Here is an 18,495-nt window from a genome sequence, read left to right as displayed (position 1 = left end):
AAAAAGTCTTTTTAATATTAGCAGTTTTTTTAGAATATTGATAATAAAAAATCCGACTTTAATGGCTGAAAGTTTTCTTTTAAACCTCTATATCCCCTACGAAAATATTTTCCATTAGTTATATCTCCTCTACTACTAAATATTTATTTAATCATGTAATATCTAAAATTAAGAAGACAATTTTTAAAGAAAGGAGATGCCAATGAAAAAGCCTATACTCCTCTTTTTCCTACTAATCTATGGCATTACCTGGTATGTTTCATTCCATCGATATCAATTTCAACTCGCACACCCAGTTGTTCTAGATGTTGCAGGTTTATTGCCTACAAAGGTGAAAGAAATCAAACATGGTGAAACAAAGGAGCAATTGCAACAGTGGGTAAAACAAGCCCACAAACACGGAGAAAAAATATCGATTGCCGGTATGCAGCATAGCCAAGGCGGTCAAACGTATTATCCTGGAGCCATCATGATCGATATGAAACAATATAATAAAATCTTGCAATATGATCCAAAAGCGAAACGAATCACAGTTCAAAGCGGGGCGACTTGGGCGGATATCCAAAAGAAAATTAATCCTGATGGGCTAGCCCTTGAAGTAACTCAATCTCAAAACATTTTCACGATTGGAGGTTCGATGAGTGTTAATGTCCACGGCCGGGATATTCGTTACGGATCCTTAATCGATACGATTGAGTCATTTCGCCTTTTGCAGGCTGATGGTTCAATTATTCAAGTAAGTCGAACAGAGCATCCGAAGCTATTTTCTCTCGTGATTGGCGGATATGGTTTGTTCGGTATCATTTTAGATGTAACGCTCCAGTTAACAGAAAATGAATTATATCAAAATGAAACGGTTCAAATGAATTACCGGGAATATTCAAATTACTTCCGGCAGCATGTTCAAAGCAATCCAAATGTACGGATGCACATCGCTAGAATCTCGGTTGCACCGAATCATTTTTTTACAGAAATGTACGCTACCAATTACCATTTAGCATCCAATCAAAATCAAATAGGTGAATTTCAAAAATTAAAAAATCGTGATCAAATTGTCGCACTGCCAAAGTTTTTCCTTGATTTAGCTCGTTACAGTGATGGGGGGAAAAATATTTTTTGGACAGTTCAGAAAAACCTTTTATTAAAACAATCCGGTAGTTATGAAACAAGAAATAATGTGATGCGAGCCGCAACTGATTTTATGGAGTATGAGAATCCGAGCCGAACGGAAATTTTACAAGAATATTTTGTTCCCGTTGATGAATTTGCCCCTTATATCGATGACATCCGCAAAGTGTTGACGAAAGAGGAACTCAATGTAATTAATATTACGGTTCGCTATGTAGGAAAGGATCAACAATCCGTTATGTCCTATGCAAAGGAAGATATGTTTGCACTAGTATGGCTCATTAATCAAAAAAAGAGTGCTGACGGGATGGCACAAACGGAAAAGGTTTTGCGCAAACTGATTAAGGTGACATTAAAGCATCGAGGAAGCTATTACTTGCCTTACTATTCCTATCCGAGTCAACAAGAGTTGGAGAATGCTTATCCGCGTAGTAAGGAATTTTTTCAAAAGAAACGACTTTATGATCCGGATGACGTCTTTATGAATTTCTTTTATAAGGAGTATGGACAATGACCTATCAACAACTGATTCGAGCACAAAGCATTATGCTTACAGCAAGTAGTATTGCCTTTCCATTTTATTTATTGCTGTTGCGCAACCTTGGCGATAGCTATTCTCAATTCGGTTGGGCATACGGATTATTTGCCCTTACCTCTGCACTCTTTCATCCATTGATCGGACATTTAACGGATCGATGGGGGGATAAAAATCTATTAATCTTGTATGCATGGGGAATGGCATTGGCGATGCTGCTTGTCCCCATTCTTTCAGAAATCTGGCAGGTTTATACCATTCAAGTTGTTATGGGGGTATTGGGTGCCATTCAAAAAACAACCGAAAAAACTGCCATTTCACGACAAGTTACTTCAGAACAGGTTGGCAAGAAAATCGGTCATTACCATTTATGGACATCAATCTGGGCAGCCGCAGGGATCATTATTACAGGTTATCTGATTGATTTTTTAACCATTGGCAGCTTATTCTATATGACTTCGATTCTTTATATGATTGCCGGAATCATCGTTTGGAAAAGACCAACGATCCCCTTGCAGGATCATGTGGAGAAATCATTCCCTCAAGTATAAATCTGGAGCTTCCTTAAAACCAGACCTATATAAAAAATCCCCTAACCATTGAAATGGCTGGGGGATTTATTCCGTAAAAGCTTCTGTGAATTAATTGATACCAAATCGAACCATTTTTTTATAGAAGTCTAGTCTTTCCTGCGCATTTTCTTGAATGATGATATCGACACCCGTGTCAACGATGTTCTTGACATGTTCCCCTTTTATGACTTTTAGGGCTGTTTCAACCCCTAAATGTCCCATATCAAAGGGGTTTTGAGCAACTGTTGCCGATATGGTTCCATCCTCAACATATTTCACCATATTAGGAATTCCATCTGCTCCAATAACCGGCACTACCCGGTCCTCTTCCTTAAGTACCTTTATAATCCGATAAGCAAGATTATCATGTGTAGCAATGAATCCTTGAAGATTAGGATTTTCTATCAAAATCTGATTCACTTCTTTTCTAACCATCTTTAAATCATCTGGAACGCCCGCTTTTTCCGCTGCCACAATCATCCCTGAATTTTTCAAGGCAATTTTAGCCCCCGTTATCCTATCTTTAAAAACTGGGACTGATAGATTTCCAGCTATAATCGCTACTTTATTGCCGGGATGCAGCTCAGAGCTCAATAATGAGCCTGCCTTCTTGCCTAAATCTACGTTATCAGAACCAACATACGCCGTTTTATTCGGCCATGGATTATTTTGATCCATCAAAAGAACAGGAATATGCCTTTTTTTCGTAAACCTATCCAATATCGGAATAACAGCAGAACTAATTGGAGAGACAATTAAAACATCAGGTTTTTCTTGATAAACTTTCTTTAATATCCGGGCCTGTTCTTCAACTGATTCCTTATCCGGTCCGACTACTTCCCCATTAATTCCAAAGTCTTTAAATCCTTGTTCGACACCTGATTTCACAATTTCAAAATATTGTGTGTCTAAACTTTTTAACACTACAACCACTTTCGGTTTATTATATGATTTATAGAATAGTCCAATTAGGATAACCGAAATTATAACGATAATCAGAATAACTACTTTTCCTTTTTTAAACACAAAATCCTTCCCTCTTTTCTGTTTTAAAAACTATGGGTAGTTTAAAAGGAATTTAATTGAAAACGAATCGAGAACGTAGTTCCTTGATTCCCGGTTTTAATATCAATTTCAGCATGGTGGCGTTTGGCCACACTATAACAGATGGCTAAACCCAGGCCAGTTCCCTTTTCCTTTGTAGTAAAGAAAGGTGTACCTAATTTTTGCAAAACTTCCGGGTTGATTCCATGACCTTGATCCTTTATTTCCAAAAAAACGGCCTGTTGATCGGTATAGGTTTTTATTGTTAGCTGCCCATTTGACGACATCGCATCAAATCCATTTAATGAAATATTTAAGATCAGCTGGCGAATTTCTTTCTGATCAAGGAATATATCTGGACAATCATGTAAATCCAGTTTTACCTGTTTACTAGAACGCATTGCTTCCGCTTGAATTAGTGGAAAAATAGCTTTTAAAATCGCATTCAAACTTTGTTTTTTCTTTACACTCACCTTATTTTTCGCTAGGTTAAGAAATTCCGTGATGATGGAATTGGCCCTCGTTAATTCTTCTAACATGATATCGATAATATCCGGTGCTAAGGGGTCTTTGTTATTTCTTGATATTTGTAAAAATCCTTGGACCGTCGTCATCGGATTCCGAATTTCATGGGCAATCCCGGCAGCCATCTCCCCAATTAAATTTAACCGATCTAATCGGGACATCTCTTTTTCGAGTAGTACCCTCTCAGAAATATCGTTCAATACAATTAAAATACATGGCTCAGGGTACACATCTATCATTTCAGTTGATAATAATCCATCGCGTAGATCGCCGGTTTTCGTCCGATAATTTATTTTCTTATTGCGAATCTTATAATCAATCTGAATGGGGTTCCCCGTTGCTTCCTCAATAAAATTGTTCAAATTTATTTTTTGTTGTTTAAGCTCTTCAAGGGAATAACCTGTATAACTTAACCAACTGGTATTTACCTCAATAATCGTTAAATCTCTTTTGGAGAAAATCGCCATTAAACATGGACTAGCAGCAAAGATTTTTCGAAATCTTTCTTGTGAATGGAATAAATGGTCAGCAATTTTTTTCCGTTCCTCAATTTCGGATTGAAGCTTTTCGTTTGCCTTGATTAGTTCCTCTGTTCGTTTTTCGACAATATATTCGAGATTATTGAACTTCAATCTTTTAACTTCCTCAATCTGCTTTCTTTCTGTTACATCACGGACCGTACATACAAAAATCTGGTGATTTTCAACGGATGTTTCACCAATGAGAATATCCGCATGAAAGTGGCGCCGGTCTTTCTTAATGCCTACCGATTCGATTACTCTTCCAACTGATTGTTTTATAGTGGTTAAAAAAGATAACCGGACATTATCGTCATCAGATTTATGAAATAGGACAGCAACGTTTTTCCCTATGATATCTTCAGCTGTATAACCAAACATTTTTTTTATAGCAGGATTCACGGATAAAACAGAACCTTGTTCATCAAAGGTAACAATCGTATCGATTATGGTTTCTCCAATTACTTTCGACAGTGCCTCAGTTCGGCGTAGATTTAACGTGGTTCGATCCAATTTTCGATTGATTTCTTTCAGCTCATTTGTCCGCTCGCGATTCGTTTGAAGAATATTTTCTTCATGTTTTTGATGAATTTTTACAAATTGTTCGATTTTCCGTTTTAATGTATCAGGATGAAATGGTTTAAAAACATAATCAATTGCCCCTGCGGCATAACCTTGATGAACATGTTCCTTTTCTTGACTAATGGCCGTTATAAATATAATGGGAATATGTCTCGTTTTTTCTCTTGCTTTAATCAGCTTAGCCGTTTCAAAACCGTTTAGTCCTGGCATTTGTACGTCTAATAATATAACCGCGAAATCCTGCTTTAGCATACAAATTAACGCTTCTTTTCCCGAGTTAGCACTTACCAAATTATAATTGGGAGAATTCAGTACAGCTTCCAACGCTAAAAGATTTTCCGGATGATCGTCTACCATTAAAATGTTCACTTTATTTGTTGGGAAACTACTTATTTTTTCGGAATAGTCTTTCTGATCCGTCGAATTCTTCGTAACAGTTTTCATAACTCGTAAACTTTATCCCCTCTCTTTTTCCCAGCCCGAGAAAGCCTGAATGGCTTAGGCTGTTATATATTAATTTATGAACCTCATTTTGTAGCGTTTTATTAAAATAGATGAGTACATTCCGGCAAATAATAATATCAAACTCATTAAAGGATTGATCGGTTACCAGATTATGCTGGGCAAAAAATACATTTTTTCTAAGAAAGGCATGAAAAAAAACCTTATCGCCCGTGGCCTTATAATATTCCGAAAATGCCCTCTTTCCACCCGCTTCCAAATAGTTTTTCGTATATAGTTTCATTACATCTAATGGAAAAGTTCCCTGTTTTGCTTTTTCGAGAATCAGATGGTTTAAATCCGTCGCGTAAATTTTCGATTTTTCATAAATGCCTTCTTCATGCAAGAGAATCGCCATCGAATAAACTTCTTCTCCGGAAGAGCAGCCAACATGCCAAATTCGTATTTCCGGATAATCCTTTATCATCGGGATAATGTTTGTTCGAAAAGACTTAAAAAATGTGGGATCGCGAAACATCTCCGTTACATTAATGGAAAAGTCCAAAAACAAGCTCAACATCATCTCTGAGTCACGAAGGACTTTTTCCTGAAGAGCCGAAACACTTGATAGGTTCTCCTTTTTTACACGTTGGCTAATTCTCCTTTGGACAAAAGGTGAAGCATAGTTTCTAAAATCGTACCCATAATAGCGATAAACAGCCTCAAGGAGTAATTCAATTTCAATCTTTTCAATCTCTTCTGATTGCAGAATTGGAGGATTTTTCATTGTATTATTTCAATCCCTTCTATTGATACAGCCAAACCTGCATTAACGAGAAAAGTTGGTCTAAGTTAATAGGCTTACTAATATAATCCGTAGCTCCCGCCTCTAAACATTCCTCTCTGCTCCGCTTCATCGCTTTTGCTGTAAGGGCAATGATTGGTAAGGTTTTAAATTCTGAGGTTTGCCGAATTCTCCGCATTGCCTCAAACCCGTCCATCTCCGGCATCATAATGTCCATTAAAATCAGATCAGTATCCGGGATATTCTTGAGTACCTCAATTCCTTCCCGACCGTTTTCTGCTACAATTACTTCCATCCCATTCTCCTCAAGGGCAATGGTAAGGGCATAAACATTGCGTATATCATCATCCACTATAAGAATTTTCTTATTATTCAAGATTGAATTCTCACACCATTTTGGTTGAATCTCTGCAGTTTCAAATGTTTCATTCTCATAAAGCGTTACGGCTGCTTCATCCATGGCCGTATGTTCAACCACTGGTTTTTGGCTGTATGGTAAAAATAACGTAAAAGTGCTCCCTTTTCCTTTTTTACTTGATACCTCAATAAATCCGCCTAATAAATGAGCCATCTCTCGGCTAATCGATAGTCCTAAGCCGGTACCACCATATTGACGACTTGTTGTTCCGTCTTCTTGAATAAAGGCATCAAATATCGAGACTTGTTTGTCTTCCTCAATGCCGATTCCCGTATCGATGACAGAGAAAGCGAGCATCGCTTTCCTGTTTGTTTTTCCATTGGTTAGCGGACCACTGACATTTTTTATTACCTTCTGTACTCGTAAGGTTACACTGCCAATCTCTGTGAATTTAAAGGCATTAGAAAGTAAATTCTTCAAGATTTGCTGCAAACGCTGCTCATCTGTCAAAAACGTCTCCGATAACCCTTCTTCAACTTCTGTTGTGAAGGCAACATTTGTTTGAATCGCGACTGGAGAAAATTGGCGATGAATAAATTTCTCTAATTCCTGCAATTCAATCTCTTTTAGATTAATATCTAATTTACCTGACTCTACCTTTGCTAAATCCAAAATATCATTAATTAAATGAAGTAAATCGTTTCCAGACGAGTAGATGGTCCGAATATACTCTTGTTGTTTAGCAGTAAGATTTCCCTGCCCATTTTCAGAGAGGATTTGCGCTAAAATGAGCAAACTATTCAATGGTGTTCTTAACTCATGTGACATATTTGCTAGAAACTCAGATTTATATTGAGAGCTAAGCTCTAGTTGCTGCGCTTTCTCTTCAAGCTCCTCCCGAACCTTTTCGATTTCAACATTTTTTTGTTCAGATGCTTCATATTGCTCTTCGAGTTTTTCATTTGTTGTCCGTAACTCTTCTTGCTGTAACTGCAGTTCCTCTGATTGGGCTTGAAGTTCCTCGGTAAGTGCCTGCGATTCCTGCAAAAGTTTTTCAACCTTCATATGGTTCACAATACTATTAATCTTGATGCCAATATTATTATTGACTGCTTCGAGCAGTTTTACCTGCAACGGACTAAAGGAAGTGAAGGAAGCAATTTCAATAACTGCTAGTACATGATTTTCAAACTGGACCGGCAATATAATAATATTTTTCGGTGCAGCCTCTCCTGTTCCAGAACCCACTCTTATATAATTGTCCGGGACATGACTTAACAGAATCGGGCGCTTTTCAAGTGCACATTGTCCGACCAGCCCTTCTCCAAAACGAAAACGCATATAATCTTTATTCTTATCTAAGGAGGCATAACTTGAAATCTTTTTTAAATAATATTGATCTTCTTCCACTTCTTTTATATAAAAAACCCCAAAACTCGCCTCGACCATTGGAACAAGCTTCGTTATTAAAAGCTCTGCTAACATCGCCACATTTTCAATTTCGGGGTAAATCGTCGCGATTTCGGCAATTTTTGTATTTAACCAACTTTGCTCTTCTGCTTCTAGTAAAAATTGTTTCTCAAGCTTACTATGCTTTTCCAGTTCATTTGCCATTTTATTAAAAGCAACGGCAATTTCCCCTAACTCACCCTTAGCAGAAAGATCAATTCGTGGTAAAGAGTCAAAGCTGCTTGTAGTTGCCCTTTTCATGACATCGGTGATTTTGTTCAAGTTTTTAGTAATGCTTCTAATAATCCAAAACGTAAAACCAATACCAATCACCAAGGCAATAGCAAGGTAGCTGTAAATCACGGTGACGGCCCAATTATATGTATCTTTAGACCCGATCAGTTCATCCTTCAACTTTTGTGATTGCAAACGGTAAAGAAGATCGGCAATTTGCATCATTCTTTGCCGAAGCAGTTCTGAATCCTTCCAAAAAGAATCTGGAATTTCAATATCTTTATTTAATTTTTTTTCAATCAATGCTTGCTGCCCCATATTATTGTAGGTATCATGCAATGTTTTTAACTTTTCCATCAGCTCTTGCGCTTTCTGTTCGGTGTCCCTTTTTTTAAGTGCATCCAGCGCTGTGGTTAAAGTGGTTTGTGAATCTTCCCAATCATTCTTTGCGGCTGTATTCATTTCCTGATGATGATCGGTTAATGCAGAACTAAGCTCTAAACCAATCCTAGTTGTTTCAAATTTAATATCGGAAGCCATTTCGATTCTTTCATTTAAATCATTCACTACAAGGTTTAAATTCACGGTTGTTTGTTCGAGCATGTTCATTAAAACCAACGCAATGATAAAAAATAACAGCAGTAAAGACCCAGTGCCCGTATAAAGCTTTGTTTTAAATTTCATAATATCCCAGATTCCTTTTTTGAATTTTAAAGTTTCTAAAAAAACTGAATATTAGCAGTAAAAAAAAATCATTGCCTTTAACTTTATCTATCATACTGCATTATTATCGTGGATAAAATATTTTTTTTGAAAAAAAGCGAGAATCGGAAGAGGACAGACCTTTCAATACCAAATTTCCCCACAATGAAAAAACAACTCCCCAAACCGAATGGTCTGGGGAGTTGATGTTTTAGAAAACAATTGTTTTATTTTGATGTACAATAATTCGGTCTTCCAGATGCCATTTTACAGCGCGTGCTAATACACTTCGTTCAATTGTGCGACCGATTTTCTTTAGGGATTCAACATTGTCACGGTGATCGACTCTTGCTATGTCTTGTTCGATAATAGGACCTTCGTCCAAATCATTCGTTACATAGTGTGAAGTAGCCCCAATCAATTTAACACCGCGGTCATATGCCCGTTCATACGGTCTTGCCCCAATAAAGGCAGGTAAGAATGAATGATGGATGTTAATAATTTTATGCGGGTTTGCAGCTACAAAATTCGGTGTCAAAATTTGCATGTAACGCGCAAGAACAATGAGATCCACATCATGTTCTTTAAGAAGCTGCAACTGCTCTTTTTCTACTTGTTCACGTATATCTTTATTAGCTGGAATATAATAGAATGGGATATTAAGCCCTTCAACGACATCCCTTGCTGCTTCATGGTTACTGATGACGAGAGCAATATCGGCCATCAAATCGCCGCTTTGCCACTCCCATAACAGTTCCAAAAGACAATGCAATTCTTTTGAGACAAAAATAGCTGCTTTTTTCACCTTAAATACTGGTGTTAACGTCCATTCCATTGAAAACTTATCAGCAATTTCTGTGAACTGTTCTTTCATTTCGTTTGCTTTTTCTTTTAAAAAGGGACACTCGAACTCAATTCGGATGAAAAAAACTCCACCCTCAGGATTGGTTGAGTACTGACTGGACTCAAGGATATTGGCATTATGGGAAAATAAAAATTGAGAAATCGCTGAAACAATCCCCGGCTGGTCGGGACAGCTAACAAGTAAACGCCCGCGGTTTTGATTTCGCAGTTTAAATTGTTCAATTTGTTCTTTGAAATTAGAGTTCATGATGTTTTAAAACCTTCCTATTAAGTAATGAAAATTATTATACCTTAGTCCGCGTTTAATGTTAAGAATTTTCATACTTACTTTCTTATAAGGACGGTTTTTGGGAATAGTTTCATGTTTTTTGGAGAAAAATTTGTTCAATCGGTTGGAATGCGAATTCTTTCAGGAAACCACGATAATTTTTCCGACAAGTTTACCACCTCTCCAATAATTATCATGGCAGGATTGGTCATGCGATTCTCTTCTACTATATTTACAATTGTTTCAAGTGTTCCAAGCACCGTTCGTTGTTCACTAGTTGTTCCTTTTTGGATGACGGCTACAGGAGTGTTCGGATCCTTGCCGCATATTTCTAATTGTCTGCATATATATGGAAGATTCTTGATTCCCATATAGACTGCCAGGGTATCGACACCGTGGGATAAATAGTCCCAGCGAATTTTTTTCGGCTTCCCGTTTACACAGTGTCCTGTAACCACGGCAAACGATTGGCTTATATCTCGATATGTAACTGGTATACCGGCATAAGCAGGAGTAGCTATTCCAGACGTAATACCGGGAACTACTTCAAACTCAATTCCATATTCGGCAAGTATCATTGCCTCTTCACCGCCGCGACCAAAAATAAACGGGTCACCACCTTTTAACCGAACAACGGTTTTCCCTTCCATCGCTTGTTCCACCAATAAATCATGTATAGCGTCCTGAGAGACACAATGGTTTCCCGGCTCTTTTCCGCAAAAAATCAATTCTGCTTCGTGTCTTCCATAATCAAGAAGTACCGGATTCACCAATCTGTCGTATAAAATAACATCTGCCTGTTGAAGGCATTTTGTCGCTTTTACAGTAATTAAATCTGGGTCGCCAGGACCTGAACCGACTAGATACACTTTCCCCTTTTTTTGTTTCATTTTTCCACACCCCTTCTAACCAGCCGTAACTATTGCAAACTTGCATTAAATGATCGGTAATATTTTTAGGAAAACTGCCTTTCAACCACTGGTCAAAAGACAGTTTCTTCTATTACTCTTCAAATAATAGATAAACCTGATCACCCTCAATCAATGTTTGATAGGTTGTCACACAGCCTCTATCCGGCTTTTGAACCTTCCCGTCATCCAAACAGATTTTCCAATCATGCATCGGACAAAAAACAAATTCTCCGCTCACCATGCCCTCACTTAAGACTCCGCCTTTATGGGGACAGCTGTTCTCTACTGCCCGAACCGTTCCACTGGATAATTTAAATACAGCCACTTCTTTTTTCCCAATACATACCGTTTTTCCAATCCGCTCTTTCAGCTCATGGATGGAACCAATTGATATTTTTGTCACACTTTTGCTAGCCATCAGCTATTTCCTCCTATATCATGTAATTTTTAAGACTTCACTAGTGTCTCAAACAATTGCTTCTTCACCTTTTCATCCTCAGCTATTTCCTTCCACGGATCACGCAGGACGGACAATGCTTCCTCCATCCGTAAATTCAGCTCCCTCCGTTTCTGCAAATCGTCAAGGACCGAACGGATTTGTGTTAGACCAACACGTTCAATCCAAGCAGATGTACGTTCCAAGTAGTTTGCTGTTTCACGGTAATATTGCAAGTAAGCTCCCGTAATCTTGACAACCTCTTCGTCGGTTTTGACTTTATATAATAAATCCCCTCCGCGGACATGGGTTCCACCGTTTCCGCCAACAAAAATTTCCCAGCCGCCGTCGATTCCAATAAATCCTATATCCTTGAAACCTGACTCTGCGCAGCTTCTTGGACAGGCAGAAACAGCCATTTTTACTTTATGAGGCGTTTGCAGACCTTCGAATTTCTTTTCCAAGACAATACCAAGTCCCATCGAATCCTGGGTTCCAAATCGGCAAAATTGTTCTCCGACACAAGTCTTAACTGTTCGTAGTGATTTTCCATAGGCGAATCCAGATGGCATGTCGAGATCCTCCCAAACCTTTGGTAAGACCTCTTTTTTAATGCCCAATAAATCGATTCGTTGGCCGCCGGTTAATTTTACGAGCGGTATTTCATATTTATCAACAACATCAGCAATTCGGCGTAAATCGCTTGAATTGGTGACACCGCCATACATACGCGGTACAACAGAGTAGGTCCCGTCTTTTTGAATATTGGCATGCATCCGCTCATTCACAAATCGCGATTCTCTTTCGTCCCTATGTTCAATTGGATGAACCATTCCTAAATAGTAGTTTAATGCGGGGCGGCATTTGGAACAGCCTTCCTCCGAACTCCAACCAAGGACATACATGACTTCCTTAATCGTTGACAGCCCCTTAGCCCTTATTTCTTCCACCACTTCATCCCTTGATAAAGTGGTACAACCGCAGATGGCTTCTTTTTGAGCTGTTTCCATAAAAGCGGAACCGAGCGTGTGCTGCAAGAGATCAGCTACAAGCGGTTTACAGCCCCCGCAGGATCTAGAAGCACTCGTACACGCTTTGATTGCATCCACTGATGTGCAGCCTTGCTGCTGTATCGCTTGAACAATCGTTCCTTTTGTTACCCCGTTACAACCGCAGATCATTTCATCATCGTTCATAACAGCGACTAGACTGCTACCTGCTTCCTCATGCAACGGTTGTAAAATCGATACCTTTTCCGTATCTGAAATATCTGCTTTCTTTTGAATCATGGAAAACAACCGATTCCCCTCGCTGCTATCACCAAACAACACAGCGCCAACGATTTGATTTCCACGTAATACGATTTTCTTGTAAATATTATCCTGGTCATCGAATACCTTGATTGCTTTTTTACCTTCTCCCTCGATGAAGTCCCCTGCAGAAAATACTTCTACACCTGAAACCTTCAGTTGAGTGGATAATATGGAGCCTTTATATGGATTGGTTTCAATGCCACAGACGGTTTTCGCTAATATTTTTCCTTGTTCATACAAAGGGGATACCAGACCATAAACCATTCCATTATGCTCAGCACATTCGCCCACTGCATAAACATGAGGGGTATTGGTTTGCAGATAGTCATTCACCACAATCCCGCGATTGACAAGAATTCCACTTTCCTTTGCCCATTCACTTTTTGGCTTAATCCCAACAGCCATTACGACTAAGTCCACTTCAATTTCTGTTCCATCACTAAACCTTAATCCTTCCACCCTTTCATTCCCATAAATCTCTTGGGTTTGTTTCTCAAGTAAAAACTTCATCCCTTGTTTTTCTAACTCTGTTTGTAATAGTTTGCCGGCTGTATGATCGAGTTGCCGTTCCATTAAGTAGGGTGCAAGATGGATGACAGAAACCTCCATCCCTAAGTTTAATAGCCCCCTTGCCGCCTCAAGTCCTAATAACCCTCCGCCAATTACAGCCGCTTTTTTATATTTTTTTGAAGCTTCGAGCATTACTTCGGTATCTTTTATATCCCGAAAAGCCGTAACTCCGTCTTTCTCCACCCCCGGTATTGGAAGGATGAAGGGCATTGATCCAGTTGCTAAAATCAACTCATCATAAGGTTCCACTCGGCCTAAATCTGTTACCACCACTTTTTTCGTTGAATCAATTTGGATTACGGTCTCTCCAGTAAATAGTTGAATATTGTTTTCTCGATACCAGTCCCAGTCATTTAATGTAATATCCTTAACTTCCGTGTCCCCTTGCAATACCTTTGAAAGGAGTATTCGATTATAGTTTGGATGGTGCTCACTACCGAAAATTGTAATCTCAAAATCTACTTTTGAATGTTTCAAGATTTCTTCAATGGTTCTGACTCCTGCCATACCATTCCCGACGAGAATCAACTTTTTCTTTTCCACTGGATATTCCTCCCTTTGAAAGTTCTTTCACAAACTATAACACGGTAAAAAATAAAAATTACAAAACATGTAAGGTTATCTAACATATATTTTTAATAATTTTTCTAAAAGAGTATTTTTAAGCCATACAAAAGCCTGGGTCTATCACCCCAGGCATCATTGATTTTATTTATGGAAATTCATTACCGGACTCACTCGGACGGCACTCACCTTGAACCCAGGCATCCGGCAATCTGGGTCGAGTTCATTAGAAACAAGGAGATTGACATTTTGCGAGTCTGCCCAATGGAACGGAACGAAAACCGTATCCTGACGAATGGTTTCAGACCATTTACTTCGAACGACAATACTTCCCCGTCTCGATTCTATTTTTACTAACGATTGGTCCGAAATATGGTATCTTCTTGCAGTGGTTGGATGAATCTCCATAAATGTCTCCACATTTCTAGCAGCCAATGCTGAACTTTTTCTTGTTTGCACACCAGTTAGATAATGGGACATGACTCGGCCGGTTGTTAAATACAGCGGGAACTCATCATTTACCTGATCCTTTTGAATAACTGGTTCGTTTTGCACGACCACCATTGCTGCCTTTCCGTCTTCATGGGCAAAGGAAGTTTCAAACAGCCGTTTTGTCCCTTTATGGTCAGAGTCTGGACATGGCCATAGGATGCCTCCTTCTTTTCTAATCCGTTCATATGTGATCCCGTAATAATCAGCGATTCCACCTCGGCTAGCCAATCTTAATTCATTAAAAATTTCTTCTGCGGACGAAAATGAAAAATACTCGCCCTTCCCCAGCACTTTGGCAATTTCGCATAGTATTTGCCAGTCGTGCTTTACTTCACCCGGACATGGATAGCTTGCTTCCCTTAAGGTCACCCTCCCCTCTACATTCGTCATGGTTCCTTCATCCTCTAAATACGAAGAAGTTGGTAAAATTAAATCTGCTAATCTCGCAGTTTCCGAAACAAACAAATCCACAGCTACAAAGAATTTTAGTTTTTTAAGAGCTTTTTGGACAAATTCAGCGTTTGGATTGGAGACAATCGGATTCGAGCACATTAAAAATAACCCAGTGATTTCCCCTTCATCGATTTTTTCCATCATTTCATAGGCAGAAACTCCTTTGCCTGGTAATTCATCCTTATTAATTCCCCAGACACGGGCAATATAGGAACGATGATCTTCATTTTCAATGGAGCGATAACCGGGGAGCTGGTCTGCTTTTTGACCGTGTTCCCTTGCTCCTTGGCCATTTCCCTGTCCGGTAATCGCAGCATAACCGGAATGGGGCTTTCCAATTTTCCCTGTCGAAACAAGAATATTCAGGTAATTACGGACAGCCATTACCCCATCAGTTTGCTGTTCTACTCCTCTAGCGGTAAAAATCATTCCCGATTCTTCTCTGCCAAACATTATTGCTGCTTTCCGAATTTGTTTACTTGGAACCCCTGTAATTTCTGCAATATCATCTAAATTCAGAGACATGACATGGTATTTTACTTTTTCATACCCTGTGGCACGTTCTTTGATAAATTCTTTATCCATATAGTTTTCTTCAAAGATTACTTTTAATAATCCGTTTGCTAAGGCGGCATCTGTTCCCGGTTTCAGTTTTAGATGAAGGTCTGCCATTTTGGTTGTCGCTGTTTCGCGAGGATCAATTGCAATGATGTAGGCACCATTCTCTTTCGCCTTTTCAAAATAGGACATCATCGTAGGCTGGCATTCGGCGATGTTGGTACCCGCTAGAATAATGCAGCGGGTAAATGGAATTTCCGACAAGCTGTTGGTAAACCCTCTGTCCATCCCAAATGTTTGATTTGCCGCGGTAGCAGATGCCGACATACATAGCCTGCCATTATAATCAATGTATTTCGTTTTTAAGGCAACCCGCGCAAATTTCCCTAGTAAATACGCCTCTTCATTCGTAATCGACGCACTTCCATAAACTGCTAATGCATTCTGTCCGTCTTCTTCTTGAACTCGTGTAAAGTTTTCTTTAAATTGTTGTAACGCTTCCTCCCAGGAGATTCGGACAAATTCTCCATTCACCTTTAACATCGGATACTTTAACCGCTCCTTGTTAACGGTATGTTGGTGGGCATTCATGCCTTTTATGCATAAACGTCCTTCGGAAGTTGGATTTTCTTTTCCAAGGGTCAGATATTTTTTCCTCGAAACAATCGATTGTTCTATAAATGTCATCTTGCATTGCATACTACAGAAGGGACATTGGGTATCAAATAATTTTTCCGATTCAACTTTTTGCTGCTTCGTTCGAAAATATTTTAATAAAAGTTCCGTCAAGAATTTTCACCTCTTCTCTTTTTTTAATAACTTTTTTCTAAAAGCTTCTTCCTGATTAAAACTTCTTCGTCCAAACGCTCTAATAACTGCTGGCGAAGTTCGTCATCATAGATAACTTCTCTTACATGGATAAGACCAACCTGTTCCAACCATTTCCCAATCTGCTCCATGAAATTTGCGCTTTCCCGATAGTACTGGATAAACACGGATATCATTTCGATTGCTATTTGATTTGTTTCGGCAATACAGAGCAGCCCGCCGGAACTTTGTTCATACAAGTCACTGACATAGATTTCCCAGCCTCTTTCCATCTGGATTACAACTAGATCATTTTTGATTGTATCGGGTCCGTTATGAATGCAGGCGGAAATAGTGATTTTCACCTTAGAAGGTGTCAGGAGGAATTCAAATCTCTTTTCCAAATCACCTGCCAAATCAAGTGATGATTGTTTTTCACAGTTGCATGTGAAGTTATTCACTTGAAGAATCATATGCATTCCTAGGGGATCAAACAGATCTTTATGTTTGTACACATATTCAGGATTTATCATGGTTAAATAATAATGAATGGCAGGTCGGCAGGTTGTGCAGCCTTGCTTGTTCTTCCATTTCAGTTCATCCATCACGCCTTGTAAGGAGGAAAGATCTTGAACTTGCATTTCACGAACAACCTCCTCTTCAGCCAACAAAGTACAGTCACACATTGAGCTCTCTCTTTCCTCCGGTTCATCAAATGCATCACTTTGAATATAGGAAAGGAGATCGGCCACTAGTGGTTTACAGCCGCCACAGGAGCCAGAGGCCTTGGTGTATTTTTTTATTTGGTTTACGTCCGTTAATCCGTTTTTTTGAACTGTATTTATGATTTCCCTTTTTGTGACCCCGTTACAGTTGCAAATAATTTGATTACATGGCATTGAAACGATTGGATTTTCCTTTTCCTTTCGAGATTGGAACAGAGTCCATTCGTCGCCTTCGGGTACGAGCTCCTGGTTCACCACCATTTCCAGCAATCTCTCCTGGTCTTTTATATCCCCATATAACACAGCACCAATCAGTTTTTCGTCTTGAAAAACCAGTCTTTTATAATCGCCTCCCGGTCCAACATAGAGATTAATAGACTTTGATGACTCTGTTTCAGAAAAATTGCCTACAGAAAATACCTTCACATCTGATATTTTTAATTGGGTGGACAGGATAGACCCAACGTATCCATTTGTGGGCTGGCCACAAATCCGTTTCGCCAATACTTTCCCTTGTTCAAACAATGGCTTCACTAATCCATAAACGATACCGCAATGTTCCGCACATTCACCTAAGGAATATATTTTTAGTTCGCTTGTCTCCAAAAAGTTGTTCACGAGAATGCCCCGGTTCGTTGCAATTCCACTTTCTCTGGCTAACTGAACATTGGGTCTAACCCCTACTGCCATTACTACTAATTCAGACTCTATTTCGGTACCATCTTTGAAACGGACCCCTTCTACCCCGCTTTTACCGACAATTTCATTTGTTTCTTTTTCAAAAAGAAATTTCATACCTTGTTCTTCCAATACTTTTTGCAACATTTTAGATGCCGTTTGATCAAGTTGCCTTTCCATCAGGAAGCTCCCATTATGCACTACATGTACATCCATCCCAAGATTGAGCAGCCCTCTCGCAGCTTCCAAACCCAATACCCCGCCGCCAATCACGATGGCTTTGTTACAGCGCTTCGATGCTTCCATAATTCTCTTGCAATCTTCAATGGTCCGAAATGTAAACACGCCCTTCTTATCTGCACCTGATATAGGAAGGAGTAATGGGACGGAACCAGTGGCTAAAATTATATGATCGTAGGAAATTTCACGATTTTGATCGGTTTTAACCACATGTTTCTCTTTATCTATTTTTTTTACCGTTTCCCCTGTAAAAAGTTGAATTTGATGCTCGGCATACCACTCGCGTTCATTTAAGATAATCTCATGAATCGATTCCCTCCCCTGCAGTACAGATGACAAAAGAATCCGATTATAGTTCACATGTGGCTCACTGCCAAAAATCGTAATCTCAAACTGATCAGGGGCCAGTTTGATGATTTCCTCTATGCAGTGGACACCTGCCATACCATTCCCCACCAGCACTAGTTTTTGTTTCTCCATTCATAACCCTCCAGCTCTTTTTAAAGATGGTTGTATTTATTGGTTCATAACACATCCATTATTCCATAGGTCCGTTTTAAAAAAGCCAACTGTGTTACATTTCCTAACATAGAAAATCCATTTTTAAAAACTATGTAAGAATTCTTAACACAGAAACTGACAACTTAAGAACCGATCTATTACGCTTAAGCAGACAAAAATTTCAAAAAACGGAGGTTATGATAATGAAAAATGAGATTGGAC

General features: G+C 39.0%; 12 protein-coding genes. 2 read left to right on the top strand and 10 right to left on the bottom strand.

Features of this window, described 5'->3' with window-relative positions:
- The first annotated feature begins 202 nt into the window (after positions 1-202).
- Entirely contained in the window at positions 203-1,642 is a 1,440-nt protein-coding gene (locus tag M028_RS0119780; protein ID WP_026575421.1) for an FAD-binding oxidoreductase, read from the top strand.
- On the top strand, positions 1,639-2,214 hold the full coding sequence (locus M028_RS0119775; RefSeq protein ID WP_026575420.1) for an MFS transporter: 576 nt from the start codon (positions 1,639-1,641) through the stop codon (positions 2,212-2,214). The genes M028_RS0119780 and M028_RS0119775 overlap by 4 nt, the downstream gene beginning before the upstream one ends.
- A 90-nt stretch (positions 2,215-2,304) precedes the next feature.
- On the opposite strand, the gene M028_RS30480 is transcribed toward M028_RS0119775, so the two are convergent.
- From M028_RS30480 to nirB (M028_RS0119725), 10 genes are all read right to left on the bottom strand, one after another.
- Positions 2,305-3,261: a sugar ABC transporter substrate-binding protein gene (locus M028_RS30480; protein ID WP_051591110.1), complete on the bottom strand. Its 957-nt coding sequence runs from the start codon at positions 3,259-3,261 to the stop codon at positions 2,305-2,307.
- Positions 3,262-3,302: 41 nt separating this feature from the next.
- Positions 3,303-5,348 (bottom strand): PAS domain S-box protein, encoded by a 2,046-nt coding sequence (locus tag M028_RS0119765; RefSeq protein ID WP_051591109.1) that lies wholly within the window; start codon positions 5,346-5,348, stop codon positions 3,303-3,305.
- On the bottom strand, positions 5,290-6,132 hold the full coding sequence (locus tag M028_RS0119760) for a CheR family methyltransferase (protein WP_026575418.1): 843 nt from the start codon (positions 6,130-6,132) through the stop codon (positions 5,290-5,292). Before M028_RS0119760 ends, M028_RS0119765 begins: the two co-directional genes overlap by 59 nt.
- Before the next feature lie 19 nt (positions 6,133-6,151).
- Positions 6,152-8,875: a response regulator gene (locus M028_RS0119755; protein WP_026575417.1), complete on the bottom strand. Its 2,724-nt coding sequence runs from the start codon at positions 8,873-8,875 to the stop codon at positions 6,152-6,154.
- A gap of 229 nt (positions 8,876-9,104) precedes the next feature.
- Complete coding sequence (gene purU, locus M028_RS0119750) at positions 9,105-10,004, bottom strand: formyltetrahydrofolate deformylase (protein WP_026575416.1); 900 nt, start codon at positions 10,002-10,004, stop codon at positions 9,105-9,107.
- 137 nt (positions 10,005-10,141) lie between these two features.
- Positions 10,142-10,915 carry a uroporphyrinogen-III C-methyltransferase gene (cobA, locus tag M028_RS0119745; protein ID WP_026575415.1) on the bottom strand — a complete coding sequence of 258 codons (774 nt, stop codon included), beginning with the start codon at positions 10,913-10,915 and terminating at the stop codon, positions 10,142-10,144.
- Positions 10,916-11,027: 112 nt separating this feature from the next.
- Positions 11,028-11,354 carry a nitrite reductase small subunit NirD gene (nirD, locus tag M028_RS0119740; RefSeq protein ID WP_026575414.1) on the bottom strand — a complete coding sequence of 109 codons (327 nt, stop codon included), beginning with the start codon at positions 11,352-11,354 and terminating at the stop codon, positions 11,028-11,030.
- 29 nt (positions 11,355-11,383) lie between these two features.
- Positions 11,384-13,798 carry a nitrite reductase large subunit NirB gene (gene nirB, locus M028_RS0119735; protein ID WP_026575413.1) on the bottom strand — a complete coding sequence of 805 codons (2,415 nt, stop codon included), beginning with the start codon at positions 13,796-13,798 and terminating at the stop codon, positions 11,384-11,386.
- Positions 13,799-13,963: 165 nt separating this feature from the next.
- The gene (gene nasC / locus M028_RS0119730; RefSeq protein ID WP_026575412.1) at positions 13,964-16,111 is read right to left on the bottom strand and encodes an assimilatory nitrate reductase catalytic subunit NasC; all 2,148 of its coding nucleotides are present in this window, start codon (positions 16,109-16,111) and stop codon (positions 13,964-13,966) included.
- Between the two features lie 23 nt (positions 16,112-16,134).
- Entirely contained in the window at positions 16,135-18,252 is a 2,118-nt protein-coding gene (gene nirB / locus M028_RS0119725; RefSeq protein WP_026575411.1) for a nitrite reductase large subunit NirB, read from the bottom strand.
- Positions 18,253-18,495: the final 243 nt, after the last annotated feature.

The sequence above is a fragment of the Bacillus sp. UNC438CL73TsuS30 genome, assembly GCF_000482325.1.
GTDB lineage: Bacteria > Bacillota > Bacilli > Bacillales > Cytobacillaceae > Neobacillus.
The sequence above is the reverse complement of the archived record's forward strand: the minus strand, read 5'-3'. Positions and strand labels throughout refer to the sequence as shown.